This is a genomic window from Micromonospora jinlongensis (assembly GCF_013410645.1).
Classification (GTDB): Bacteria; Actinomycetota; Actinomycetes; order Mycobacteriales; family Micromonosporaceae; genus Micromonospora; species Micromonospora zamorensis.
Map to the genome: position 1 here is coordinate 4,502,462 of NZ_JACCHK010000001.1, position 23,915 is coordinate 4,526,376.

The following is a 23,915-nucleotide window of genomic DNA, read 5'->3' on the forward strand; positions in this document are numbered from 1 at the left end:
CTCCTTAGGGGGTGAGGGTGAAGGGTCGGAAGGTGCGCGGCCCGTAGAGCCGGTCCAGCACCTGGTCGAGTTCGCGCAGCAGACGCCAGGCGTCGTCGGGACGGTCGGCGAGGAAGCGGTGCCGGCAGCCCTGGGCGAAGTCGAGCAGCTCGCGGGGCGCGTGGCGGTTGAGCAGCGAGGTCATGCAGCGGGTGGCCATCCAGATGTCGGTGCCCGGTCCGCACTGCCGCTTCTGGAAAACCTCGGGCGGATACCAGTCCTCCTGGCCGGGCACCATCGCCGGGATCGTGCCGCCGATCGGTGCGGAGAAGCACCAGTCGATGAGCACCACGCCGTGGGCGTCCGGCTCGATCAGCACGTGTCGCGGCAGGACCGCGCCGTGCACGATGCCGGCGCTGTGGGCCAGGCCGAGCGCCACCAGCAGCCGCCGCCACATCCAGGCCACGTCGCGGGCGTCCAACCCGTCGGGGTACGCGCGCCGCACCTCGTCGAGGTCGTGCAGGCCGGGCGCGGTGGCGAGCACGTTGATCCGCCGTTCGGCGCCGGTCGCGGCGTCGCGGTGCGGGAACTCGTCGACGAGCCGGGGCACGTACGGCAGGTAGCGCGGGTCGCCGCGTTCGGCGATGGTGTGCAGGGCGTGTGCCTCGCGGGCCATCAGGTCGTTGTCGGCGGGCCGCCGGGGGAGCTTGAGCAGTCGGTCGGCGCCGACGTCGTAGAGGTCGGCCAGGTCACCCGAGTGGGCCGGCGCGCCGAGCCGGTAGTCGCCGAGAACGGTGACCTGCCGGGCCTGCCACCGGGTGGTGACGTGGATGAACGCGTCGGTGGCCTCGGCGCGTACCGCCGGGTCGGCCGGCAGGCGGTCGGGGTGCAGGGCCGCGACCAGCTCGCGGTAGCGGCGGGCCGGCTGGTCCGCGCCGAACAGGTCGGCGTCGGTGCGGGCCGCCGCGACCAGGGCGATGGCCTCCGCCGTCCTCATCGCACCGTCTCCTCGCGGGCGGGGCGCAGCAGAGCCGGGTGCAGCAGTCGGGCGTCGCCGGCCCGGTAGAGCCGGGCGCGCGGGCCGCCCCGGGCGCCACCGCGCTCGGTGCTGGCGCCGGTGCTCTCCACGAAGCCCGGCACGGAGAGCACCTTGCGGTGGAAGTTGCCGGCGTGCAGCGGGTGACCCCAGACCGTCTCGTAGACGGCGCGCAGCTCGCTGATGGTGAACTCGGCGGCGAGGAAGCGCGTGGCGAGCGGCGTGTATTCCAGCTTGGACCGGGCCCGTTCCAGCGCGTCGTCGATGATCCGGCCGTGGTCGAAGGCGAGCTGCCGGCTGGTCAGCGCGGTCACCGGCAGCCAGATCGCCTCGTCGGCGTCGGTGCCGGCGGCCGGGTCCGGCAGGTCGGGGGCGAACGCGAGGTGGGCGATCGAGACGACGCGCATCCGCGGGTCGCGGTCGGGCGCGCCGTAGCTGCCCAACTGCTCCAGGTGTACGCGGCGCAGCCCCTCGCCGCCGAGCCCGGTCTCCTCGGCCAGCTCGCGTCGGGCGCCAGCGGTCAGGTCCTCGTCGGGGTGGACGAACCCACCGGGCAGCGCCCAGTGCCCCTCGAAGGGTGCCTGGCCGCGCCGGATCAGCAGCAGGTGCAGCGCGTCGTCGCGGATGGTCAGCGCCACCACGTCGACGGTCACCGCGACCGACGGATAGGCCCGGGGGTCGTACGCGGCCAGGAACTCCTGCTCGTTCATCGCGTCTCTCTCATTCTGAGAACATCTCGCTGTGAGAACAACTTAGCGCATGCGAGCGCCCCTGCCAAGAGGGGTGCCCGTCAGCGCACCAGACCCGCCAGGTGCGGTCGGCCGCGCGAGTCGTGCAGGGCGAACCCGCCGTCCGGCAGGAGGGCGAAACTCACAGTGCTCGGAAGTGGGACGGGAAGCTTGAAGGTGACCTCGACGGTGTAGGCGTCCGGCAGCCGGTTCCCCAGTGCGGCCAGGCAGCGCGCCTTGCTCCACATGCCGTGCGCGATCGGCCGGTGGAAGCCGAAGAGCCGCGCCCCGACCCGGGACGTGTGGATCGGGTTGTGGTCCCCGGACACCCGCGCGTACTCCGTGCCGACGCGGGGCTCCACCCGCCAGCGGGACGTGCCCGCCGGCGGCTCGGGGCGTCCACTGCGGTCGCCCACGCCAGGCTTGCGCTCCCGACCCAGGTACGTCGAGACACCCTCCCAGACCTTCTCGCCGGCGACCGAGCCGACCAGCACCACGTCCACCTGACGCCCCCGGTCGTGCGGGCGCAGGTTCTCCGCGTACGTCGTGAAGTCGAGGGTTTCGTCGGCGGTGATCGGGCGGTGCACGGTGATCCGGTTGCCGACGTGCACCAGACCGATCAGTGGGATGGGAAAGTCCGGCGCGGTCATCAGCCGCAGGGTCAGCGGGAAGCCCATGACGTGCGGAAACGTGCCCGGCAGGCGATCGGTGAGCCGGAACCCGCAGACCCGGTCGTAGGCGGCCAGGTGCGCCCGGTCGACGCTCACCCCGCCCACGGCCAACTCGACGCCCGGCACGCCGGTGCCGCGCCGCCCGCCGCCCAGGCCGGGCAGCGCGCCGAGCAACGCCCGCCGGTAGAGCGCCCCGGCCGCCGGCATCCGAGGCAGTTCGACCCGGTCACGGCCGGCGGGCTCCGGCCGCAGTGCCGCGGCCCGCATCTCCGCCGACAGTGTCTCCGTCGGGCCGTCGATCAGCTCGTGCAGGGAGAGGTCGTCGTCTGGCTGCCTCCAAGTGCCCATCACGCCCCCAGCAGACTCTGGCCGCAGACCCGGACCACGTTTCCGCTGACCGCACCGCTGGCCGGCCAGGCCAACCAGCCGATCGTCTCGGCCACGTCCACCGGAAGCCCGCCCTGGGCCAGGCTGTTCATCCGTCGGCCCGCCTCGCGGACCACCAGCGGGATACGCGCGGTCAGCCGGGTCTCGATGAAGCCCGGGGCCACCGCGTTGACGCTGATCCCCCGCTCCCGCAGGGCCGGGGCGAGCGAGTCGACCAGGCCGATCACGCCGGCCTTGCTGGTGGCGTAGTTGGTCTGCCCCCGGTTGCCGGCGATCCCGGCGATCGAGGAGACCGAGACGATCCGCCCGCCGGTCGGGATGAGCCCCCGCTCCAGCAGCACGTCGTTGATGCGTTCCTGGCTGGAGAGGTTGACGTCGATGACCTGGTCCCACCGGTCGGCGTCCATCCGGCCGAGCGTCTTGTCCCGGGTGATACCGGCGTTGTGCACCACCACGTCGACCCGGCCGTGTCGGCTGGCCAGGTGATCGGCGAGCCGGGTCGGTGCGTCCGGTGCGGTCAGGTCGAGTTGCACCGCCGTACCGCCGATGTCGTTCGCCACCGCGGCCAGCGCGTCACCGGCGGCCGGGATGTCCAGTGCCACCACCTGTGCGCCGTCGCGGGCGAGCACCCGGGCCAGCGCAGCGCCGATGCCCCGGGCGGCGCCGGTGACCAGCACGACCTGCCCGTCCAGTGGGCGGTCCCAGTCGGCCGGGGCGGTCGCCTCGCCGCCGCCGACCCGGATCACCTGACCCGAGACGTACGCGGACCGCCCGGACAGCAGGAACCGGAGCGTCGACTCGAGGCTGGTGAGGACGCCGTCCTCGGCCCGGGTTACATAGACGAGCTGCGCGGTGCTGCCCCGACCGAACTCCTTGCCGATGCTGCGCACCAGACCTTCCAGGGCGCGCTGGGCGGTCGCCTCGCGGGGCGTCGGGCACTCCTGCGGTGGGGTGCCCAGCACGATCACCCGACCGCCGGGCAGCACGGCCCGGGCCTGTGGGTGGAAGAAGTCGTACAGCTGGCGGAGCTGGGCGGAGTCGGTGATGCCGCTGGCGTCGTACACCAGGGCTCCGAAGCGGTCCTGGGGTCCTGCGCTGGCGGCCGGGTCGGCCAGCTCGACCCCGGCGGCGGTCAGGATCCTGCCGACCGGCTCGGCGAGCCGGCCGCCGGTGGCCGCGCCGAGCAGGGCCGGCCCGGGCAGCAGCGGGTCGCCGGGAGAGTGCCGGCGCAGACGGGGCGGGTCGGGCAGCCCGAGTCGCTTGACCAGCGTGCGGCCGGCAGTCGATTGGACGAAGCTCGCGTACCTGTCGGTCATAGGCGTAGCCTACTGGCGAGTAGGGTTCGAGCAACACATGTCGAGGAGGCGGATCGTGCAGAGCATCCGGAGGGTCGCGGTCATCGGGGGCAACCGCATCCCCTTCGCCCGTTCCAACTCGCGCTACGCGGACGCGTCGAACGCCGACCTGCTCGGCGCCGCGTTGGACGGCCTGATCGCCCGGTACGGGCTGGCCGGGCAGCGCGTCGGTGAGGTGGTGACCGGCGCGGTGCTCAAGCACTCCCGCGACTTCAACCTCACCCGCGAGGTGGTCCTCGGCTCCCGGCTCGACCCGCACACCCCGGCGTACGACATTCAGCAGGCCTGCGGCACCGGCCTGGAAGCGGCGATCCTCGTCGCCAACAAGATCGCCCTCGGTCAACTCGACGTGGGCATCGCCGGCGGCGTCGACACCACCTCCGACGCGCCGCTCGCGGTCAACGAGGAGATGCGCCGGACGCTGCTCAAGCTCAACTCGGCCCGTACGCTGGGCGAACGGCTCAAGGTCGCGGCGAAGCTGCGCCCACTCCAGCCGTTCAAGCCGGAGATCCCGCGCAACGCGGAACCCCGCACCGGCCTGTCCATGGGCGACCACGCCGCCCGCACCGCGGTGCGCTGGCAGATCGACCGGCGATCCCAGGACGAGCTGGCCCTGCGTTCGCACCAGCGGCTCGCCGCCGCGTACGACAGGGGTTTCTTCGACGACCTGATGACGCCGTACCTGGGGCTGACCCGCGACGCGAACCTGCGCCCGGACACCAGCGTGGAGAAGCTCGGCTCGCTCAAGCCGGTCTTCGGCACCCGCGGCCCGGACGCCGAGCAGGCCACGATGACCGCCGGCAACTCGTCACCGCTCACCGACGGGGCGTCCACCGTGCTGCTCGCCAGCGAGGAGTGGGCGGCCGCGCACAACCTGCCGGTGCTGGCCTGGTTCAGCTGGTCGGAGACGGCAGCGGTGGACTTCGTGCACGGCGACGAGGGGCTGTTGATGGCCCCCGCGTACGCGGTGCCCCGGATGCTGGCCCGCGCCGGGCTGACGTTGCAGGATTTCGACTACTACGAGATCCACGAGGCGTTCGCGTCCCAGGTGCTGGCCACCCTCGCCGCCTGGGAGTCGCCGGAGTTCTGCAAGGACCGGCTCGGCCTGGACACGCCGCTGGGCGCGATCGACACCGACCGGCTCAACGTCAACGGCTCGTCGCTGGCCGCCGGACACCCGTTCGCCGCCACCGGCGGGCGGATCGTGGCGACCCTGGCCAAGCTCCTGGCCGAGCGGGGCAGCGGACGCGGGCTGATCTCCATCTGCGCGGCCGGCGGTCAGGGTGTGACCGCCATTCTGGAGCGTTGAGCGGAACGTCCCTTACCGGAGCACCTGCCGACAGACGTTAACGGTCTGTTCAGTAGCCGGCCCGCTGGCGGAGAGTTCGCCGCGCAACGGTGATCGCTGCCGCGCCCCGGGGCGCGGAATCGATCACTCCTGCGTGCGGAACGGGGCCGTATCACCATGGAGTCCGTCGTCCCACGGACGACCACCCTCTCGGTGGTCATCCCGATGTTCAACGAGACCGCGGTCATCCCGGCCCTGGTCGCCCGGCTGCGGCCGGTGCTGGACGCGCTCGACGTCGACTACGAGGTGGTCGCCGTGGACGACGGGAGCCGGGACGACACGGTGTCGGTGCTCTTCGACCACGGCCGGGACTGGCCACAGCTCCGAGTGCTCCGGCTGCGGCGCAACAGCGGCCACCAGGCGGCGTTGACCGCCGGTCTGCACCGGGCCGGCGGCCAGTGGGTCGTCAGCCTCGACGCCGACCTCCAGGATCCGCCGGAGACCATCGCCGAGATGCTCAGGGTGGCCCGCGAGGACGGTGTGGACGTGGTCTACGGCGTCCGCGCCGACCGCAGCACCGACACGGTCTTCAAGCGCAACACCGCCCGCGGTTACTACTGGGTGATGCGCCGGCTCGTCGGCGCCGACCTGCCCGCCCAGGCCGGTGACTTCCGGTTGCTCAGCCGCGACGTCGTCGAGGTGCTGCGCCGGCTGCCCGAACGGGCCCCGGTCTACCGGCTGCTGGTGCCGTCGCTCGGTTTCCCCAGCGCCGAGGTGCGCTACGACCGCGCGGCGCGGGCCGCCGGGGAGACGAAGTATCCGTTGCGCCGGATGGTGGCCCTGGCCTGGGAGAGCGCGGCGAACTTCTCCGCCGCGCCACTGCGACTGGCCACCTGGCTGGGAATGTCGAGCTTCCTGCTCTGCCTCGCGCTGATCGTGTTCGGCGTGGTCGTCCACGTCTCCGGTGCCACGATCCCCGGCTGGACCTCGATGTTCGTCGCGGTGCTGCTGCTCAGTGGGGTGCAGTTGGTCTGCCTCGGTCTGCTGGGCGAGTACGTCGGGCGGATCTACGCCACCGTGCAGAACCGACCCGCCTTCCACGTCGGGTTCGACTCGCTGGACGAGGTGCCGGCCGCCGAGACGGTGGCGGAGAAGCGGGCCGACTTCGGGCCGGTGGTCGGCGCCCGTGGCTGACACCCTGCTGGCCGAGCGGACCGGCAGCCCAGCCCCGGCCCCGGCGTCGCGTCGGAACCCTCTCCTGCCGAGCCTCACGACGCTCCCGTGGGCGCTCGTCGTCGCCGCCCTGCTCCTGGTCTGGTCGCGCGGCGGGGTGCCGGTCGCGGACCTCGCCCGGTTCTCCGCGTACTGGATCTTCGCCCTGGTGCTCCCCGGGACCCTGGTGCACCGCGCGGTACGCGGCAGTCGGGGAAACCTCCCGGAGGACCTCGCCCACGGGGCGGCAACCGGCCTGTTGCTCGAGATCGTCTTCTGGGCGTCGGCCGCGGCGACCGGCCAGCAGTCCCTGCTGCGGTGGTGGCCGTTGCCCGTACTCGCCGCCTTCGCCGCCGTTCCCGGGCTGCGCCGGCACTGGCGGGTCGGCGAGCGGCGCCCGCTGCCGGTCGCCTGGCACTGGGCGATGGGCGCGGCGCTGCTGGTGGTGCTGGCCTGGGGGTACGTCCAGTGGCGGATGGTCCCCCTGCCTCCGGTGTCCGGTGGCTACTACCAGGACGTGCTCTACCACCTGGGTCTGGTGCAGGAGCTGACCCGGGCGATGCCGTTCGAGTTGCCGCACGTCGCGGGGGAGGAGTTGCGTTACCACTACCTCTCCGACGCCCACATCGCCAGCGGCAGCATGATCACTGGCATCGCGCCGACGGTGGTGCTGTTGCGACTCTGGCTGGTGCCGGTGGTCGGCACGGCGGTGGTGCTCGCGGCCGGGCTCGCCCGCGACCTGAGCGGTGTCGTCTGGACCGGTCCGGTGGTCGCCGTAGCTGGTTTCGTCGGCAGCACGCTCACGCTCGGCTCGGCCGTGGGCGTGTCCGGTGAGATGCCGCTGTCGTACGGCAGCCCGTCCCAGACGTACGTGCTGGTGCCGTTGCTGCTGCTCGCCGGGCTTTGCGTCGACGTGGCCCGGGGGCGCTCCCTCGGCCCGGCCTGGGCGCTGGTCCCGGCGCTCGGCCTGGTCTGCGCGGGAGCGAAGTCCAGCGCGTTGCCACCGCTGATCGCCGGCCTGGGTCTCACCGCGGCCGTGTTCTGGTGGTGGGAGCGGCGGGTCCCACGGCCGGCCCTGGTGGCGCTGGCCTGCCTCGTGGCGGCGATGGCGCTCGGGTTCCGGCTGTTCGCCGGCGGTGGGGCGTCCACGCTGCGGGTACAGGCGTTGGCGCTGCTGCACTTCATCGCCCCGTACGCCGAGACCCTCGGCGGGGGTGACGGGATCTGGCCGGACGCGCCGCTGCCGCCGGGCATCAACGACGGCGGCGTACTCGGGTGGCTGCTGGCGCTCGCCGTGGTCGCCTGGTGGGTGCTGGGCCAGGCACCCCGGTGGGTGGGCATGAGCATGCTCGTCGACAGTGGGCACCGGGCCGATCCGGCCGTCTGGCTGCTCGCCGGCACGGTGCTCGCCGGGGCCGCCACCACCTGGGTCTTCCAGCACCCGTCGATCAGCCAGATCTACTTCTGGATGGGTGTCATCCCGGTCGGTGCGGTGCTGACCGTCTGGGCGCTCGCCGCGGCCCGGGCACCCTGGCCGGTGCTGGTGGTGCCCGCCGTGGCCGGCGCGGTGACGGCGCTCGCCACGGCCGGCACGGTGGTGGGTTTCGCGTTGCCGAGGATCGCCCGTCCCCCAACGCGGACCATCGAGGGCTGGCTGTTGGTGCTCGGTGCCTCGGCGCTCCGGTATGTGCTGTTCGTCGTGGTGGCCGCCACGCTCGCCGTGGGGGTGGCCGCCCTGTGGCGTCGCCGGGTGCCCGCACCGGGAGGACGGCGGAGGGCGGCGACGATCGCGGTGGCCGGGGTCACCGCAGCGATGCTCGGCGCCAGCACCGCCGTCGCGGTCGGCGGAGTCGTCCGCTCGGTGCTGGCCGAGCCGGTGCCGGCGACCGGCCCGCAGCCGTACGCGCTGACCGTCGACGAGATGCGCGCCGCGCTCTGGCTGGACGAACACGCCGCCGACGACGACGTGGTCGCCACCAACGTGCACTGCCGTCCCGTGCGGACCACCCCGCACTGCGATGCCCGGGCCTTCTGGGTGACCGGGCTGGGCGGGCACCGGACGGTGGTGGAGAGCTGGGGCTACACCGACGCGGTCGTGGCCGCGCACGGCGTCGACAACCTGGGGTACGCCCGGCAGGACTTCCCCGATCAGGAGTTGCTCGCGCTCAACGACGGCGTGTTCACCGCGCCGACCGCCGCCGACCTGGACCGCCTCCGCACACGGCACGGGGTCCGATGGTTGTTCGCCGACACCAGGGCGGGCGCGGTGTCGCCGGAGCTGGCCCGGCTGGCTCAGGTTCGGCTGGTCGCCGGCTCGGTCACCGTCTACGACGTCGGCGGCTCCTGACCGCCTCGGGGAGCCCGGCCCGGTCCAGGTGCCGGTCGGCGGGTGCGGGACAATGAGGTACGTGACGACGATCCCCAACGTGCTGGCCAACCGGTACGCCTCGCCCGAATTGGTCGCCCTCTGGTCTCCGGAGGAGAAGGTCCGGATGGAGCGGCGGCTCTGGCTCGCCGTGCTGCGCGCCCAGCGGGATCTGGGCGTCGCGGTGCCGGACGGTGTGGTCGAGGCGTACGAGCGGGTGCTCGACCAGGTCGACCTCGCCTCGATCGCGGAGCGGGAGCGGGTCACCCGGCATGACGTGAAGGCCCGGATCGAGGAGTTCAGCGCGCTCGCCGGGCACGAGCACGTGCACAAGGGCATGACCTCGCGGGATCTCACCGAGAACGTCGAGCAGCTCCAGGTGCGCGCCTCGCTGGAGCTGATCCGGGACCGCGTCGTGGCCACCCTGGCCCGGCTCGCCTTCCTCGCGTACGAGCACACCGACCTGGTCATGACCGGCCGTTCCCACAACGTGGCGGCGCAGGCGACCACGCTGGGCAAGCGCTTCGCGTCGGCGGCGGAGGAGCTGCTGATCGCGTACGAGCGGCTGGAGGACCTGATCGCCCGCTACCCGCTGCGGGGGATCAAGGGCCCGGTCGGCACGGCCGCCGACCAGCTGGACCTCTTCGACGGCGACGCCGACAAGGTGGCCGAGCTGGAGCGGCGGGTCGCCGAGCACCTGGGCTTCTCCCGCGTGCTGAACAGCGTCGGGCAGGTCTACCCGCGCTCACTGGACTTCGACGTGCTGGCCGCCCTGGCCCAGACCGCCGCCGCGCCGTCGTCGCTGGCCACCACGATCCGGCTGATGGTCGGCCAGGAGCTGGCGACCGAGGGCTTCAAGCCGGGCCAGGTCGGCTCCAGCGCCATGCCGCACAAGATGAACACCCGCTCGTCGGAGCGGGTGAACGGCTTCGCGGTGATCATCCGGGGTTACCTGTCGATGGTCGGCGAGCTGGCCGGCGACCAGTGGAACGAGGGCGACGTGTCGTGCTCGGTGGTCCGTCGGGTGGCCCTGCCGGACGCGTTCTTCGCCGCCGACGGGCTGTTCCAGACGTTCCTCACCGTGCTCGATGAGTTCGGCGCGTACCCGGCCGTGATCAACCGGGAGCTGGAGCGGTTCCTGCCGTTCCTGGCCACCACGAAGATCCTGGTGGCGGCGGTCCGGCGTGGCGTCGGCCGCGAGGTCGCGCACGAGGTGATCAAGGAGCACGCGGTCGCGGTGGCCCTGGCGATGCGTGAGAAGGGCTCGCCGGAGAACGACCTGTTCGACCGGCTGGCAGCGGACGGCCGACTCGGCCTGTCCCGCGCCGACATCGACACCCTGGTCGCCGACCGCTCCGCCTTCGTCGGCGCCGCCCAAGCCCAGGTGGCAGCGGTAACCAGCCGCATCACCAAGGTGGTCGAAACCCACCCCGAAGCCGCCACCTACAGCCCGCCCCCCATCCTCTAACCCCAACCCGCAGCCCCGCCCCTGTCGTCCGTTGATCATGAAGTTATCGCCACGACACGCCGATGTAGCAGGCAATAACTTCATGATCAACAGGGCTGAGGTGGAGGCCTGGGTGGGTGGGTGCGTGAGGTGGTGGGTTATTCGCCGGTTGGGGTTTCGGCGGCGGTGCGGAGGTTGGGTGCGCTGGCCGGTTCGGCGATGCCGCCGGGCGACCCGGTGAAGCCCGCTACCTCCGCGGTCTCCGCGGCGACCGCCGGCTGGTCGGCCGGCATGACCTCGGGCATCTTGGGTACGGCGACCACGGCCGTCCCGTACGCGCAGATCTCCATCCACATCTCACCGCAGTCCCGGCTGTCGAACCGCATGCCGATCACCGCGTTCGCGCCGAGCCGCAGGGCCTCCTCGCCGAGCCGGGCCACCGAGTCGGTGCGCCACCGGGTCAGGTTGTCCGGAGCCATCGGGTCGTACGCGCCACCGCGCAGGTTCTTGACCCCCTCGCGGTACGGGTTGCGCGTCCTGGCCATCGATGACACCACCTCACCGAGAATCTGGCGGATCTCGTAGCCGGGCAGTTGCTCTGTCGTCACGACCAGCACGTTTCCGATGCTGTCAGGAGTGGCGTGACCCGATCGGGTGCATTGTTCACCTGATCGGATGCTGCAAAACGACGCGGCGCGGACGGCCGGCACGACGCCGACCATCCGCGCCGCACCGGGCGCTAACCGTCAGACACCGGCCACCGAGGTGATCCAGGCCCGGTTGTACGCAACGCTGCCGTAGTTCTGGATGCTCTGCCCGTCGGCGGTGGAGGCGACGCCGACCTGCTGGCCGTTGTAGAACTGCGGGCCACCCGAGTCGCCCCGCCACGCGTTGCCGCTGATCTCGGTGCTCCGGATCGCCTGCCCGCCGTACGCGTCGGTGACGCTGTTGCTGGTCACCCGCACGGTGGCGGTCTTCAGCTGGCTCGACGCGGAGCAACCGCTGTAGCAGGTCATGCCCCAGCCGTAGATCGAGTTCGTCGAGTTGAGGGGCGGGTTGCTGTTGGCCAGGCTGACCGTCGAGGTGCTGACGGTGCTGGAGAGCCGCATGAGGGCGAGGTCGTTGCGGGTGTAGGTGGCGCTGACCGTACGGGTGACGCCGCCGGAGGAGCGGTACACGCTGCCGACCCGGACGGACATGGTGCCGCTGATGCAGTGCCGGGCGGTGAGCACCCATTGCGGGGAGATCACGCTGCCGGAGCAGGTGAACGAGCCGTTGCTCATGACCGCCGCCGCCCAGGGGGCGGACGAGACGGTGGTGCCGCCGATGATGGGTTGCGGGCCGGGCGGGGCGGCGGACGCGCCGGACGCGGTGCCGAGGGCTCCGACCAGCGCGATGCTGAGTACGGCGAGCAGGGGGCGGATGCGCATCGGGTGGACTCCTTGGGCGGGGCGGACCCGGGGTCGCCGGGTGTGGATGGCGACAGCGGGAGGTCCCCTCTGCCGCCTGAATCGACTTACGTCGATGTACAGTAGGGCCCGAGCCGGCCGTTATCAAGGACCTGATTGAGGATCGCCAATGTAACGATTCAGCCTCCCGTTGCGCCGTGTATGCCCTGCTGAGGCCACCTGCCCCGCCTGTGGAGCCGCTCGGAGCGCCGGTAATGTTGATCACTGCTTGAACTGCAGGCGGCCGGTGCGTCCGCGGCCGTATCTGCCAGGTACGCTGGCTGCGCTCGCCCGTTGTGGGTCGGCACCCAACTGCGTACACAGTCAGGAGTGCCCAGTGCCTCGCGTCGTCGTCGACGTCATGCTCAAGCCCGAGATCCTCGATCCGCAGGGCCAGGCCGTCGCAAACGCGCTGCCCCGGCTCGGCGTCGGTGACGTCGCCTCGGTTCGGATCGGCAGGCGGATCGAGATCGAGTTCACCGGTGAACCGGACCTGGACCGCGCTCGGGAGATTGCCGACAAGCTGCTCGCCAACCCGGTCATCGAGGACTTCACCGTCCGCCTGGTCGAGGCCGACGAGACCGCGGACGCCCGCTCGTGACCGCCCGGGTCGGTGTGGTCACCTTCCCTGGCTCGCTGGACGACGGGGACGCGGCCCGAGCGGTCCGGATCGCCGGCGCTGAGCCGGTCCGGCTCTGGCACGGCGACCCGCAGCTGCACGGCGTCGATGCGGTCGTGCTGCCCGGCGGCTTCTCCTACGGTGACTACCTGCGGTGTGGCGCCATCGCCCGGTTCGCCCCGGTGATGGAGACGATCGTGGACGCCGCCCAGGGCGGTCTGCCGGTGCTCGGCATCTGCAACGGCTTCCAGATCCTGTGCGAGGCGCACCTGCTGCCCGGCGCGCTCACCCGCAACCAGCACCTGCACTTCCGCAACCGGGACCAGGTCCTGCGCATCGAGTCGGCCGGCACCGCGTGGACCAACGCGTTCCAGCCCGGCCAGGAGGTGCTCATCCCGGTCAAGAACGGCGAGGGCTGCTACGTCGCGGACACCGCGACCCTGGACCAGCTCGAAGCCGAGGGCCGGGTGGTCGCCCGCTACGTCGGCGGCAACCCCAACGGGTCTCAGCGCGACATCGCCGCGATCACCAACGCCGCTGGCAACGTGGTCGGCATCATGCCGCACCCCGAGCACGCGGTGGAGGCGCTCACCGGCCCTTCGCTGGACGGCCTCGGCTTCTTCACGTCGGTCCTCAAGCACCTGGTGGGGGCGCCGGCGTGACCGGCGACACGATCATCGGTCTGCTCAACCGCCGGCCTGGCGGGCACGAGCGCAGCGAGGAGAGGTCATGACCACCCATCCGGACCCGGTACGCGACACCCCGGAGGCGTACTCCGCCCCGTCGCAGCCGGCGGAGCCCAGCCTGCCGCAGCCCGTGGCACCCACCGCCCCCGCCCAGCCGGCTCCCGCCGTCTGGACCGAGGGCGTGGACACCGTTCCGCGCGCCGATGGCACCCCGGGCGAGCTTCAGCCGTACACCGAGCTTGGTCTGCGCGACGACGAGTACGACCGGATCCGGCAGATCCTCGGCCGCCGGCCCACGCAGTCCGAGCTCGCGATGTATTCGATCATGTGGAGCGAGCACTGCTCCTACAAGTCGAGCAAGGTGCACCTGCGCCAGTTCGGTGAGAAGGCCCCGCAGAGCGACCGGCTGCTCGCCGGCATCGGTGAGAACGCCGGTGTCGTGCAGATCTCCGACGAGCTGGCGGTGACCTTCAAGGTCGAGTCGCACAACCACCCCAGCTTCGTCGAGCCGTACCAGGGGGCGGCGACCGGTGTCGGTGGCATCGTCCGGGACATCCTCGCCATGGGTGCCCGCCCGGTCGCCGTGATGGACCCGCTGCGCTTCGGTGCGGCCGACCACCCGGACACCGCCCGGGTGCTCACCGGCGTGGTCGCTGGCGTCGGCGGCTACGGCAACTGCCTGGGCCTGCCCAACATCGGTGGCGAGCTGGTCTTCGACCCCTCCTACCAGGGCAACCCGCTGCTCAACGCGCTCTGCCTGGGTGTGCTTCCGGTCAGCCGGCTGCAGAACAAGGCCGCTGTCGGTCCCGGCAACGTCGTGGTGCTGATGGGTGCCAAGACCGGCCGGGACGGCATCGGCGGTGTGTCGGTGCTGGCCAGCGCGACCTTCGACGAGGGCAGCGAAGCCCGTCGTCCCGCCGTGCAGGTCGGCGACCCGTTCATCGAGAAGCTGCTGATCGAGGCGTGCCTGGAGCTGTACGACGCCCAGCTCGTGGCCGGCATCCAGGACCTCGGCGGTGCCGGGCTGACCTGCGCGCTCACCGAGACCGCCGCGGCGGCCGGCACCGGCATGCGGGTCTGGCTGGAGCGGGTTCCGCTGCGCGAGCCCTCGATGGACCCGCACGAGATCCTGGCCAGCGAATCGCAGGAGCGGATGCTGCTGGTCGTCGAGCCGGACAAGCTCGACGCGGTGCTCAAGACCTGCGAGAAGTGGGGCGTGCTCGCCACCGCCATCGGTGAGGTCACCGCACCGGAGCCGGACGGCCGCCCGGGTCGACTGCTGATCACCTGGCAGGACCACCTGGTCGTCGACGTGCCGCCGGGCTCGCTGGTCGACGACGGCCCGGTCTACGCCCGACCGATGCGCGAGCCGGCCGACCTGATCCTGCTCCAGGCCGACCGGGCCGAGACGCTGCCCCGCCCGGCCGACCCGGAGGCGCTGCGGGAGACCGTGCTGCGCATGATCGCGTCGCCCAACCTGGCCGACAAGACCTGGGTCACCGAGCAGTACGACCGCTACGTGCTGGGCAACACCGTGCTCGCCCAGCCTGAGGACGGCGGCGTGATCCGGATCGACGAGCGCACCGGGCTCGGCGTGGCGCTGTCGGTGGACGGCAACGGCCGGTACGCCCGACTGGACCCGTACAACGGCACCAAGCTGGCTCTGGCCGAGGCGTACCGGAACGTGGCGGTGACCGGCGCGAAGCCGATCGCCGTGACCGACTGCCTCAACTTCGGCTCCCCGGAGGACCCGGGCGTGATGTGGCAGTTCGCCGAGGCCGTGCGCGGCCTGGCGGACGGCTGCCTGGAGCTGGGCATCCCGGTGACCGGCGGCAACGTCAGCTTCTACAACCAGACCGGCGCGGCGCCGATCCACCCGACCCCGGTGGTCGGCGTGCTGGGTGTGCTGGACAACGTGGCCGACCGGGTGCCGATGGGCTTCGTGCCGCGCGCCGGTGGCGACCACGACCAGCTCTACCTGCTCGGCGAGACCAACGTGGAGCTGTCCGGCTCGGAGTGGGCCTGGGTGACGCACGAGCACCTCGGTGGCATCCCGCCGCAGGTCGACCTCTCCCGGGAGAAGGCGCTCGCCGAGTTGCTGGCCGAGGCGGCCCGGGTCGGTCACCTGGCCTCCGCGCACGACCTCTCCGACGGCGGTCTCGCCCAGAGCCTGGTCGAGTCCTGCCTGCGGCGCGGCGTCGGTGCGCGGGTCGCGGTGCCGGAGCAGTTCACCGAGGGCTCGATGCCGTTCGTCTACCTGTTCAGTGAGTCCGCCACCCGGGCGCTGGTCTCGGTGCCGCGCGGCCACGACAAGGCGTTCGCGGCGCTCTGCGCCGAGCGGGGGGTGCCGTTCGAGCTGATCGGCGTCACCGACCCGTCCGGCGGCGCGCTGGAGGTGCACGGCCAGTTCCGGATCAGCCTGGACGAGCTGCGTACCGCGCACACGGAGACGCTGCCGCGCCTCTTCGGGGGCTCCGCCGCCGTCGAGGTGCCCGCGCCGGCCGCCGGCGTGGCGGGTGCGGTCGAGGCCGTCCCGCTGCCCGTCGTGGAGGCCGAGCCGGTCGATCCCGCAGAGGTGGTCTCCGAGCCGATCGCCTCGTTCGGGCCGGTCCCGCAGACCGGTGCCGTCGAGCCGATCGAGTCGGAGCAGCCGGGCACCGCCGCCGAGTCTGACCCCGGTGTCGCCGAGCCGTCGCCTGACGAGCGCTGAGGCGTTGGCGGCCGCCGTCCACGGCCAACCCGGTTCCGGCGCCCGGTTCGACTGGGGGCTGACCGGGGCGGCCGAGCTCGGACGGGTCTGCGCGGCACTGGTGGTGGTGGACGTCCTGTCGTTCACCACCTCGGTGGAGGTGGCGGTCGCCCGCGGCATGCGGGTGCACCCGTTCCCCTGGGGTGAACAGGCCGCGGACTACGCGGTGCGGGTCGGCGCGACCGCTGCGGTGGGGCGGCGACGGGTGAGCGCGGAGCATCCGTGGTCGCTGTCGCCCGCCGCACTGAGCACCGCGCCGGTGGTGGCGGACCTGGTCCTGCCCTCACCCAACGGCTCCGCCATCAGCGCCGCCGCCAGCGCCACCGGCCTGCCGGTGGTCGCGGCGTGTCTGCGCAACGCACCCGCCGTCGGGCGTTGGCTGCGCCGCCAGGGGTACGGCACACTCGACGCCCCGATCGGCGTGATCGCCTCGGGGGAGCAGTGGCCGGACGGCTCGCTGCGCCCGTCGGTGGAGGACCAACTCGGCGCCGCCTCGGTGCTGGACGCCCTCTCCGGCGTGCCGGGTGGGCTGTCCGTGGAGGCGGCCATGGCGCTCGCCGCGCTGGCCAGCACCCCCGACGTGCCGGCTGCGGTGCGCGGCAGCGTCTCCGGACGCGAGCTGACCGAGAGCGGCTTCGCCGGGGACGTGGACGTCGCCGTCCAGGTGGGCGTGTCGACTGTGGTCCCGGTGCTGAGCCAGGGCGTCTTCTCCGCCGCCTGAACGAGGCCCGCCGTCGGCGGTGATCGACTCGGCTTTCAGGAAATCGGCGTGTCCAGGTCCGGGCGATGCCCCGATTTCCTGAAACGCGAGTGGATCTTCCGAGGGTTGACGCCATGACGAAACGAAACGGCCACCCGTGGATCCGGGTGGCCGTTTCCGTGCGTTGTGGTCGGTCAGTCGTCCAGCCAGTCGAGGCGTCGACCGCCCCGCTCGGTCGCCGGCGGGGTTTCCGGTCGGGCCCGGCCGGCCTGCTGGCCGTAGCCGCCCTGGTCGTAGCCCCGGTCGTCGTAGCCGCCGCGCTGCTGTGGCGGTGGGGGCTCCTGGCCGTAGCCGCCCTGGTCGTACCCACCGGCCTGCTGGCCGTAGCCGCCCTGGTCGTAGCCCCGGTCGTCGTAGCCGCCGCGCTGCTGTGGCGGTGGGGGCTCCTGGCCGTAGCCGCCCTGGTCGTACCCACCGGCCTGTTGCCCGTAGCCACCCTGGTCGTAGCCGCCGGCCGGCTGACCGCCATACCCGCCGGTCGGCTCGGCTGCCCGGCCGCCGTACGGGGCCGGGTCCGGCTGGGCGTACCCCTGCCCCTGCTCCGGCTGGTAGACACCGGTCGCGTACGGGTCGGCCGGAGCCGGGTACTGGGTGTTGTCGCCGGTGTAACGGCCGGTCGGCTCGTCGTACCGCTCGCCGTAGGCCGCTCCGCCAGCGGGAGCCGGCGGGTAGGCAGTGGTCCCGGCCGGCGCGGTGTAGTCACGGCTGCCGTAGCCGCCACCGGAGGCCGGAGCGTTGCCGTAGGCCGGTGCGCCGCCGTAGCCAGCGCCGGAACCGGGTGCGGCGCCGTAGCCGTCACCGGCCGCGCCAGCGCCGTACGCGCCCTCGGGACCTGCCGGAGTGCCGTAGCCGCCACCGGAGGCGGGCGCGTTGCCGTAGCCGCCACCGGAGGCGGGCGCGTTGCCGTAGCCACCACCCGACGAGGGGGCGTTGCCGTAGCCGCTGTACCCGCCCGGTGCTGGCTCGTCGCCGTAACCGGCGCCGCCCCAGCCCTGCTGGCCCGCACCGCCGTACGCCTGGGCCGGCGCAGCGTACGGGTCCGGCGGAACGTCGTCGACCACCGGGCGGTGCATCATCGTCGGCGCATCGCTCAGCGCCGCGCCGCCGACCATGGTCGGGTCCGCCCCGCCGCCGGGCCGTCCACCGACCACCCGGGTCTCTTCGGCGCCACGGAAACCGCCCCGCGCAGGTGGGACCGGACCGCCGCCGCCAGCCGCCGCAGGGGCGTCGTCGTCGTCGCCGTTCTCCCTGCGCTTCATCCAGAGCAGCACGATCGTGCCGACGCCAGCGGCCACCAGAAGACCGCCGAGCAGGATGATCAGGTACGAACCCATGCCGCCGCCGCTGTCCTCGTTGTTCGAGGCGTTCGCCGCGGCACCTGGGCTGGGGTCCTCGGAGGCCTGGTCCTCGGCGCCCTCATCGGTCGCCTCCTCGGTGGGAGTGGCCTCGGTGCTGGCCGACGGAGTCGGGCTGGGCGTCGTCTCGACCTTGATCGCGAGGCTGATCCGCTGCCCGGTGATGGACTGCCCGGCGGCGGCGTTGATGGTCTTGCGGGCCACCACGTTGTCGAAGGTCGCACCCAGGTCGATCCGGCCCGGTGCGATCGGGTTGGCCGTGGTGCCGGTGAAGCGGAAGTTGCCGCTGCCGTCGCTGGTGGTGTCGAAGGTCTTGCCGGTGCTGTCCAGCAGCATGACCACCGCGTTGGGCACGGCCTTGCTGTCGGCCTGCGCGACCACCTTGCCGGAGACCGACTGCACGGTCTGCTTGGTCGGCGGCGGCGCGGCGGCCTTGCCCTTGACCGTCAGCGCGACGGGGGCCGTGTTCGGGCCCGAATCGGCCTCAACAGCGACCGTGATCGTTGCTGTCGCGTCGCCAGCGTTGTCGTTGGCCGCGATCCTGACCAGCACCGTCTTTGACGGGTTGCCCAGGCCGCCAGGGAAGTCGAAATCGCCGCAACCGCTGGCGCAGCTGACGCCGGACGGCAGACCAGAGAGACTGATCTTTCCCTTTTTTTCCTTGTCCTCGTTACCGCCGTTGACGCGCACGGTGACCGTGGCATCGCTTCCGGCGTTTACGGTGACGGAGCCGGGGGAAACTTGGACATCTGCGGCCATGGCTGGTGTGGCGGGGACGGCGAGCAGAGCGCCGGCAACCAGCGCTACGACCACACCGGCCCGCTGCTTCCAGGCACGTCGGTGTGTTGACACGTCCACCGCCTTCCGGGCTGACTTCCCTCTGACCGGCGGGGCGCCGGGCCGGGGATCATCACGGTTCGAATACGCCGTCGGCAACTATGCCTTGTCCGACCGGATCGGCGCGACCCAGGGCCAGCGTCAGGTAGTTGGCCTGCGGGTCGTATCGTCCCGTCGTGTCCTCTCCGCACAGTAAGTCCGCTGCCGTTACGGCGGCGTTGTTGGCGCTTGACGAGGGGCGTACGCCCGAACGGCCGGTGTTCCGAGAGGCGGTCCGGTCGTTGTTGGCCGTCCTCGCGGAGCGCGCCCCCGGCCGATCGGTGGAGGTGCGCGTCCCACCATACGGGGCGATCCAGTGCGTACCCGGACCTCGACACACCAGGGGAAACCCACCAAACGTCGTCGAGATGGCTCCCGACACCTGGTTGCGGTTGGCGACCGGGAGGATCGAGTGGGTCGAGGCAGTCGCCGAGGGTCGCGTCCAGATGAGTGGTGTCCGTGCGGACCTCTCGGCGTATCTGCCCCTCTAATTATCTCCGAGTCCCACTCACAGTGACGGCCTGCGCAGGAATCGTGACTATCTGTATTGACAGCAATTCGCGTACACTGTCAGGCGACGACAGTGGTCCCGGCAGAGAAGTGTGGATCCGCCCGTGATCCCGCCCGGCCGGTCCAGACCAGCATGAGGGAGCGGTAGGTGCCCCGAGGCGACGGCCGGCTGAGCCACGACCTTGACCCCCAACGACCTGGCCCCCAGGATGCCTGTGGCGTCTTCGGCGTCTGGGCCCCCGGCGAAGAGGTTGCCAATCTGACCTACTTCGGCCTCTACGCCCTGCAGCACCGCGGCCAGGAGGCGGCGGGCATCGCGGTGAGCGATGGCTCGGGCGTGGTGGTCTACAAGGACCTCGGGCTGGTGGCCCAGGTCTTCGACGAGCCGACCCTGGCGAGCCTGCGCGGCCACCTGGCCATCGGGCACGCCCGCTACTCCACCACCGGCGCGTCGAACTGGGAGAACGCCCAGCCGACGATCCGGTCGACCACCTCCGGCACGACCATCGCGCTGGCTCACAACGGCAACCTGGTCAACACCGCCGAGCTGGAGAAGGAGGTCGCCGAGCGCGGCCTCGTCGCGGACGGCTCGACCAACGACACCTCCCTGGTGACGATGCTGCTCGCCAGCCGACCGGATCTGTCGGTCGAGGCGGCCGCACTGGAGGTGCTGCCGCAGCTGCGTGGCGCGTTCAGCTTCGTCTTCATGGACGAGATGACCCTCTACGCGGCCCGCGATCCGCACGGCGTCCGCCCGCTGGTGCTCGGCCGCTTGGAGCGTGGCTGGGTGGTGGCCAGTGAGACCGCCGCACTGGACATCGTCGGCGCCAGCGTGGTGCGCGAGGTCGAGCCCGGCGAGCTGATCGCGATCGACGAGAACGGTCTGCGCTCCACCCGGTTCGCCGCGCCGGAGCCGAAGGGCTGTCTCTTCGAGTACGTCTACATTGCCCGCCCGGACGCCACGATCGCCGGGCGCAACGTGCACGCGACGCGGGTGCAGATCGGCCGGCAGTTGGCCAAGGAGCACCCGATCGAGGCGGACCTCGTCATTGGTGTGCCGGAGTCCGGCATTCCGGCCGCGATCGGCTACGCCGAGGCGTCCGGCATCACCTACGGCGCCGGCCTGATGAAGAACCCGTACGTGGGGCGCACCTTCATCCAGCCGTCGCAGACCCTGCGTCAGCTCGGCATCCGGCTCAAGCTCAACCCGCTGCGGGAGAACGTCCGGGGCAAGCGGTTGGTGGTCGTGGACGACTCGATCGTGCGCGGCAACACCCAGCGCGCCATCGTGCGGATGTTGCGTGAGGCGGGGGCGCTGGAGGTGCACGTCCGGATCTCCTCGCCGCCGGTCAGCTGGCCGTGTTTCTACGGCATCGACTTCGCCACCCGGGCGGAGTTGCTGGCCAACGGGTTGGACAACGACGGCATCCGGCGCTCCATCGGCGCCGACACGCTGGGTTACGTCTCGCTTCCTGGCCTGATCGCCGCGACCGAGCAGCCGAAGACCAGGCTGTGTCGGGCGTGTTTCGATGGGGAGTACCCGATCGAGCTGCCGGCCGGCAACCTGATCGGCAAGCACGTGCTCGAAGGGGTGGGTCGACGGGTCGCCAACTCGGCGCCGGAAGCCCCGCACACCAACGGCTCGTTCGTCGCCACTCCGGGTGGCGTTACCGCAAACCGCCCGTAGCACCAACCGGCGCGGCCCGGCCACCGCCGGCGCGGCACCGAGAACCAAAGGGGAGAACCGTGACGCACGTGTCCGAGCGCAACGGCGCAGGAAGCAGCCCGACCGGCGCCGGCGGCGACCGCCAGCCCTGGACGGCCGGCGCCGGCCGTCAGGCGCGCAAACGCTCGGTCTCGTACGCCGACGCCGGGGTCTCGATCGACGCGGGCGACCGCGCCGTGGAGTTGCTCAAGTCGAAGGTGCGCCAGACCCGCCGGCCCGAGGTGATGGGTGACCTTGGCGGTTTCGCTGGCCTGTTCCGGCTGGACACGAAGAAGTACAAGAGCCCGATCCTGGCGTCCTCCACCGACGGGGTGGGCACCAAGCTGGTGATCGCTCAGCAGATGGACATCCACGACACGGTCGGCATCGACCTGGTGGCCATGGTCGTGGACGACCTGGTTGCCTGCGGCGCCGAGCCGCTGTTCCTGCTCGACTACATCGCCACCGGCGAGGTCGTCCCGGACAAGGTCGCCGAGATCGGGGCGGGCATCGCCGACGGTTGCCGTTACGCCGGCTGCGCGTTGCTGGGCGGGGAGACCGCCGAGCACCCCGGCGTGCTCCGCCCGGACGAGTACGACATCTCCGCGACCGGTGTCGGCGTGGTCGAGGAGGCCGACATCCTCAGCCCGGACCGCGTCGAGGTGGGCGACGTGGTGATCGCCATGCGCTCCTCCGGTCTGCACTCCAACGGCTACTCGCTGGTCCGGCACGTGCTGCTCGGCGCGGCCCGCATGCGCCTGGACATCGTTATCGACGACTTCGGTCGGCAGCGGACCCTGGGTGAGGAGCTGCTCACCCCGACCAAGATCTACGCGAAGGACTGCCTCAAGCTGATCGCCGAGGCGGAGGTGCGCGCGCTGTCCCACATCACCGGCGGCGGCATCCCCGGCAACCTGGTCCGGGTGCTGCCCGAGCACGTCGACGCGGTGGTCAACCGCTCCACCTGGAAGCCGCAGCCGATCTTCGACCTGATCCAGTCGAAGGGTCGGATCGACGACCAGGACATGGAGTCGACCTTCAACATGGGCGTCGGCATGTTCGCGATCGTGTCGGCCGAGGACGCCGACCGGGCGCTGGCCACGCTGACCGGCCGTGGGGTCGAGGCGTGGCAGGCCGGCGAGATCATCGAGGGCACCGGCAACGTGCAGATGGTTGGTCAGCACACCCGAGGATGATCACGTTTTGGTGATCATACGGACACCTGATCAGGGCTTCACCCGAGTGGCCTATGCCGCCTAGCCTGAAGGGCTCAGGCTTGGCGGAGGAGGGCGATGGCTGCTCGGGGACAGTCGTTCAGCGGGATGCGGGGTCTTTCCACCGTCCCGTCGTACGTCGTCATGCAGCCCACCACCCTCTGCAACCTCGACTGCGCGTACTGCTATCTGCCGTTTCGGGCCACCGATCAGCGGATGCCGGTGGCGGTGGCCGAGGCGGTGGCGGCGGCGGTCAACCCGTGGGCGGCGGCCGGCCGGTTCTCGGTGGTGTGGCACGGCGGCGAGCCGTTGGCGGCCGGCCGGGAGCACCTGGCCGACCTGATGGCGCCGTTCGACCCCGAGGTCGAGCATCACGTGCAGACCAACGCCACGCTGATCGACGATGGCTGGTGCGACTTCTTCGCCCGGCACGAGATGCGGGTGAGCGTGAGCGTCGACGGCCCGCGGGCCCGCAACGGCGACCGGGTCAACCGGGGCGGCCAGCCGGCGTACGACCGGATCCTGCGCGGCGTCGCGGCGCTGCGCCGTCATGGTCTGCCCTTCTCCGCCCTGGCCGTGGTGTCCCAGCCGGGCCCGGGGCTCGCCACCGAGCTGTACGACTACTTCCTCGAACTGGGCTGCGACGTGCTGGGCATCAACATCGAGGAGACGGAGGGGGTCAACACCCGGGACAACCGTCACGACTCCTCAGCGGTGACCGCGTTCTGGGCGGAGCTGGTCGCGGCGTGGCGCCGTGAACCCCGGATCCACCTCCGCGAGGTCGAGTGGACGTTGCGCTACGCCGCGGCGGTGCTCGACAACTCGGCTGACGGGGTGCTGCCCCGCCAACTGGACCCGATCCCGACCATCGGTCACGACGGCTCGGTGACCGTGCTGTCCCCGGAGTTGGCGGGCTTCACGGACCCGCGCTACGGCGATTTCAGCAGCGGCAACGTCCTGCACGCTCCGCTGGCGGAGATTCTCGGCGGAGCGGCGGCGACCCCGTGGGTGGGGGAGTTCCTGGTCGGGGTGGAGGCCTGTCGGGTGTCCTGCCCGTACTTCGGCTTCTGTGGCGGTGGCCACGCGGCCAACCGTTACTTCGAGCTGGGGCGTTTTGACGGTACGGAGACCGAGCACTGCCGAAACAGCAAGATCCGCCTATTGGATGGAGTGTTGGAGCATGCCCGAGAGCACCAGTAACCGGCGGCCTGAGCGCGAGGCGGATGACGGAGTCAACGAGCGGGTGCGGGAGGCGGCCCCTGCGCTCGTCGCGCTGCTACAGGAGGCGGAGGACGCCCGGCGGCTGCGCTCGGAGGTGTCGGGCGGCGATGGTGCCAGCGCGGTCTGCGCCTGGAACCATTTCGAGAACATCCCGACCTTCTACAACTGGAACAACCGCCCGCGCTGACGGGAGCCGTGAACAGGGGCCTGTCGAGCGGCCGGAACAACTCCGGTCGGGTCAGGCCCCTGATCGTCGGCAACTGCACCTGCACGGGACGTGCGTGAGCACGCGGGTACACCGCGT

General features: G+C 71.8%; 20 protein-coding genes. 13 read left to right on the plus strand and 7 right to left on the minus strand.

Annotated elements, in window-relative coordinates:
* Window positions 1–4 precede the first annotated feature (4 nt).
* The 4 genes from HNR22_RS20060 to HNR22_RS20075 all read right to left on the minus strand — a co-directional run bounded on the left by HNR22_RS20060 (window position 5) and on the right by HNR22_RS20075 (window position 4,117).
* Window positions 5–976 carry a protein kinase domain-containing protein gene (locus HNR22_RS20060; protein ID WP_179781639.1) on the minus strand — a complete coding sequence of 324 codons (972 nt, stop codon included), beginning with the start codon at window positions 974–976 and terminating at the stop codon, window positions 5–7.
* Entirely contained in the window at window positions 973–1,725 is a 753-nt protein-coding gene (locus tag HNR22_RS20065; RefSeq protein WP_141912133.1) for an NUDIX hydrolase, read from the minus strand. Before HNR22_RS20065 ends, HNR22_RS20060 begins: the two co-directional genes overlap by 4 nt.
* 80 nt (window positions 1,726–1,805) lie before the next feature.
* Window positions 1,806–2,681: a MaoC/PaaZ C-terminal domain-containing protein gene (locus tag HNR22_RS20070; protein ID WP_246382540.1), complete on the minus strand. Its 876-nt coding sequence runs from the start codon at window positions 2,679–2,681 to the stop codon at window positions 1,806–1,808.
* 80 nt (window positions 2,682–2,761) lie between these two features.
* On the minus strand, window positions 2,762–4,117 hold the full coding sequence (locus tag HNR22_RS20075) for a 3-oxoacyl-ACP reductase (RefSeq protein ID WP_179781641.1): 1,356 nt from the start codon (window positions 4,115–4,117) through the stop codon (window positions 2,762–2,764).
* A gap of 55 nt (window positions 4,118–4,172) precedes the next feature.
* On the opposite strand from HNR22_RS20075, the gene HNR22_RS20080 reads away from it, so the two are divergent.
* From HNR22_RS20080 to purB, 4 genes are all read left to right on the plus strand, one after another.
* Window positions 4,173–5,465, plus strand: coding sequence for an acetyl-CoA C-acetyltransferase (locus HNR22_RS20080; RefSeq protein WP_179781642.1), 1,293 nt, complete (start codon window positions 4,173–4,175; stop codon window positions 5,463–5,465).
* A gap of 156 nt (window positions 5,466–5,621) precedes the next feature.
* Complete coding sequence (locus tag HNR22_RS20085; protein ID WP_179781643.1) at window positions 5,622–6,638, plus strand: glycosyltransferase family 2 protein; 1,017 nt, start codon at window positions 5,622–5,624, stop codon at window positions 6,636–6,638.
* On the plus strand, window positions 6,631–9,003 hold the full coding sequence (locus tag HNR22_RS20090) for a hypothetical protein (RefSeq protein WP_179781644.1): 2,373 nt from the start codon (window positions 6,631–6,633) through the stop codon (window positions 9,001–9,003). The genes HNR22_RS20085 and HNR22_RS20090 overlap by 8 nt, the downstream gene beginning before the upstream one ends.
* Window positions 9,004–9,064: 61 nt before the next feature.
* Window positions 9,065–10,489, plus strand: a complete 1,425-nt coding sequence (gene purB / locus HNR22_RS20095; protein ID WP_179781645.1) for an adenylosuccinate lyase — start codon at window positions 9,065–9,067, stop codon at window positions 10,487–10,489.
* Between the two features lie 137 nt (window positions 10,490–10,626).
* Here the strand turns inward: purB and HNR22_RS20100 are convergent, their stop codons facing one another.
* Window positions 10,627–11,190 (minus strand): YbjQ family protein, encoded by a 564-nt coding sequence (locus tag HNR22_RS20100; RefSeq protein WP_179781646.1) that lies wholly within the window; start codon window positions 11,188–11,190, stop codon window positions 10,627–10,629.
* Window positions 11,191–11,214: 24 nt separating this feature from the next.
* Window positions 11,215–11,898, minus strand: coding sequence for a S1 family peptidase (locus tag HNR22_RS20105; RefSeq protein ID WP_179781647.1), 684 nt, complete (start codon window positions 11,896–11,898; stop codon window positions 11,215–11,217).
* A 355-nt stretch (window positions 11,899–12,253) separates the two neighbouring features.
* Between HNR22_RS20105 and purS the strand changes: the two genes are divergently transcribed.
* The 4 genes from purS (at window position 12,254) to HNR22_RS20125 (ending at window position 16,691) form a co-directional block, all read left to right on the plus strand.
* On the plus strand, window positions 12,254–12,517 hold the full coding sequence (purS, locus tag HNR22_RS20110; protein ID WP_030491392.1) for a phosphoribosylformylglycinamidine synthase subunit PurS: 264 nt from the start codon (window positions 12,254–12,256) through the stop codon (window positions 12,515–12,517).
* Window positions 12,514–13,197, plus strand: a complete 684-nt coding sequence (purQ, locus tag HNR22_RS20115; protein ID WP_179781648.1) for a phosphoribosylformylglycinamidine synthase subunit PurQ — start codon at window positions 12,514–12,516, stop codon at window positions 13,195–13,197. Before purS ends, purQ begins: the two co-directional genes overlap by 4 nt.
* Before the next feature lie 67 nt (window positions 13,198–13,264).
* Window positions 13,265–15,931 (plus strand): phosphoribosylformylglycinamidine synthase subunit PurL, encoded by a 2,667-nt coding sequence (gene purL, locus HNR22_RS20120; RefSeq protein WP_179781649.1) that lies wholly within the window; start codon window positions 13,265–13,267, stop codon window positions 15,929–15,931.
* Window positions 15,932–15,935: 4 nt separating this feature from the next.
* Window positions 15,936–16,691 (plus strand): 2-phosphosulfolactate phosphatase, encoded by a 756-nt coding sequence (locus tag HNR22_RS20125; RefSeq protein ID WP_179783635.1) that lies wholly within the window; start codon window positions 15,936–15,938, stop codon window positions 16,689–16,691.
* Window positions 16,692–16,864: 173 nt separating this feature from the next.
* On the opposite strand, the gene HNR22_RS20130 is transcribed toward HNR22_RS20125, so the two are convergent.
* Window positions 16,865–18,937, minus strand: a complete 2,073-nt coding sequence (locus HNR22_RS20130) for a hypothetical protein (RefSeq protein ID WP_179781650.1) — start codon at window positions 18,935–18,937, stop codon at window positions 16,865–16,867.
* Window positions 18,938–19,098: 161 nt separating this feature from the next.
* On the opposite strand from HNR22_RS20130, the gene HNR22_RS20135 reads away from it, so the two are divergent.
* The 5 genes from HNR22_RS20135 (at window position 19,099) to amcA (ending at window position 23,798) form a co-directional block, all read left to right on the plus strand.
* A complete protein-coding gene (locus tag HNR22_RS20135) occupies window positions 19,099–19,452 on the plus strand; it encodes a sterol carrier family protein (RefSeq protein ID WP_343059890.1) in 354 nt (117 codons plus the stop codon).
* 167 nt (window positions 19,453–19,619) lie between these two features.
* Window positions 19,620–21,158: an amidophosphoribosyltransferase gene (gene purF / locus HNR22_RS20140; protein WP_179781651.1), complete on the plus strand. Its 1,539-nt coding sequence runs from the start codon at window positions 19,620–19,622 to the stop codon at window positions 21,156–21,158.
* A 59-nt stretch (window positions 21,159–21,217) separates the two neighbouring features.
* Window positions 21,218–22,372 (plus strand): phosphoribosylformylglycinamidine cyclo-ligase, encoded by a 1,155-nt coding sequence (gene purM / locus HNR22_RS20145; RefSeq protein ID WP_141912148.1) that lies wholly within the window; start codon window positions 21,218–21,220, stop codon window positions 22,370–22,372.
* A 126-nt stretch (window positions 22,373–22,498) separates the two neighbouring features.
* The gene (gene amcB, locus HNR22_RS20150) at window positions 22,499–23,590 is read left to right on the plus strand and encodes a cyclophane-forming radical SAM peptide maturase AmcB (protein WP_343060044.1); all 1,092 of its coding nucleotides are present in this window, start codon (window positions 22,499–22,501) and stop codon (window positions 23,588–23,590) included.
* Window positions 23,571–23,798, plus strand: coding sequence for a multiple cyclophane-containing RiPP AmcA (amcA, locus tag HNR22_RS20155; protein ID WP_088950950.1), 228 nt, complete (start codon window positions 23,571–23,573; stop codon window positions 23,796–23,798). Before amcB ends, amcA begins: the two co-directional genes overlap by 20 nt.
* Window positions 23,799–23,915 lie beyond the last annotated feature (117 nt).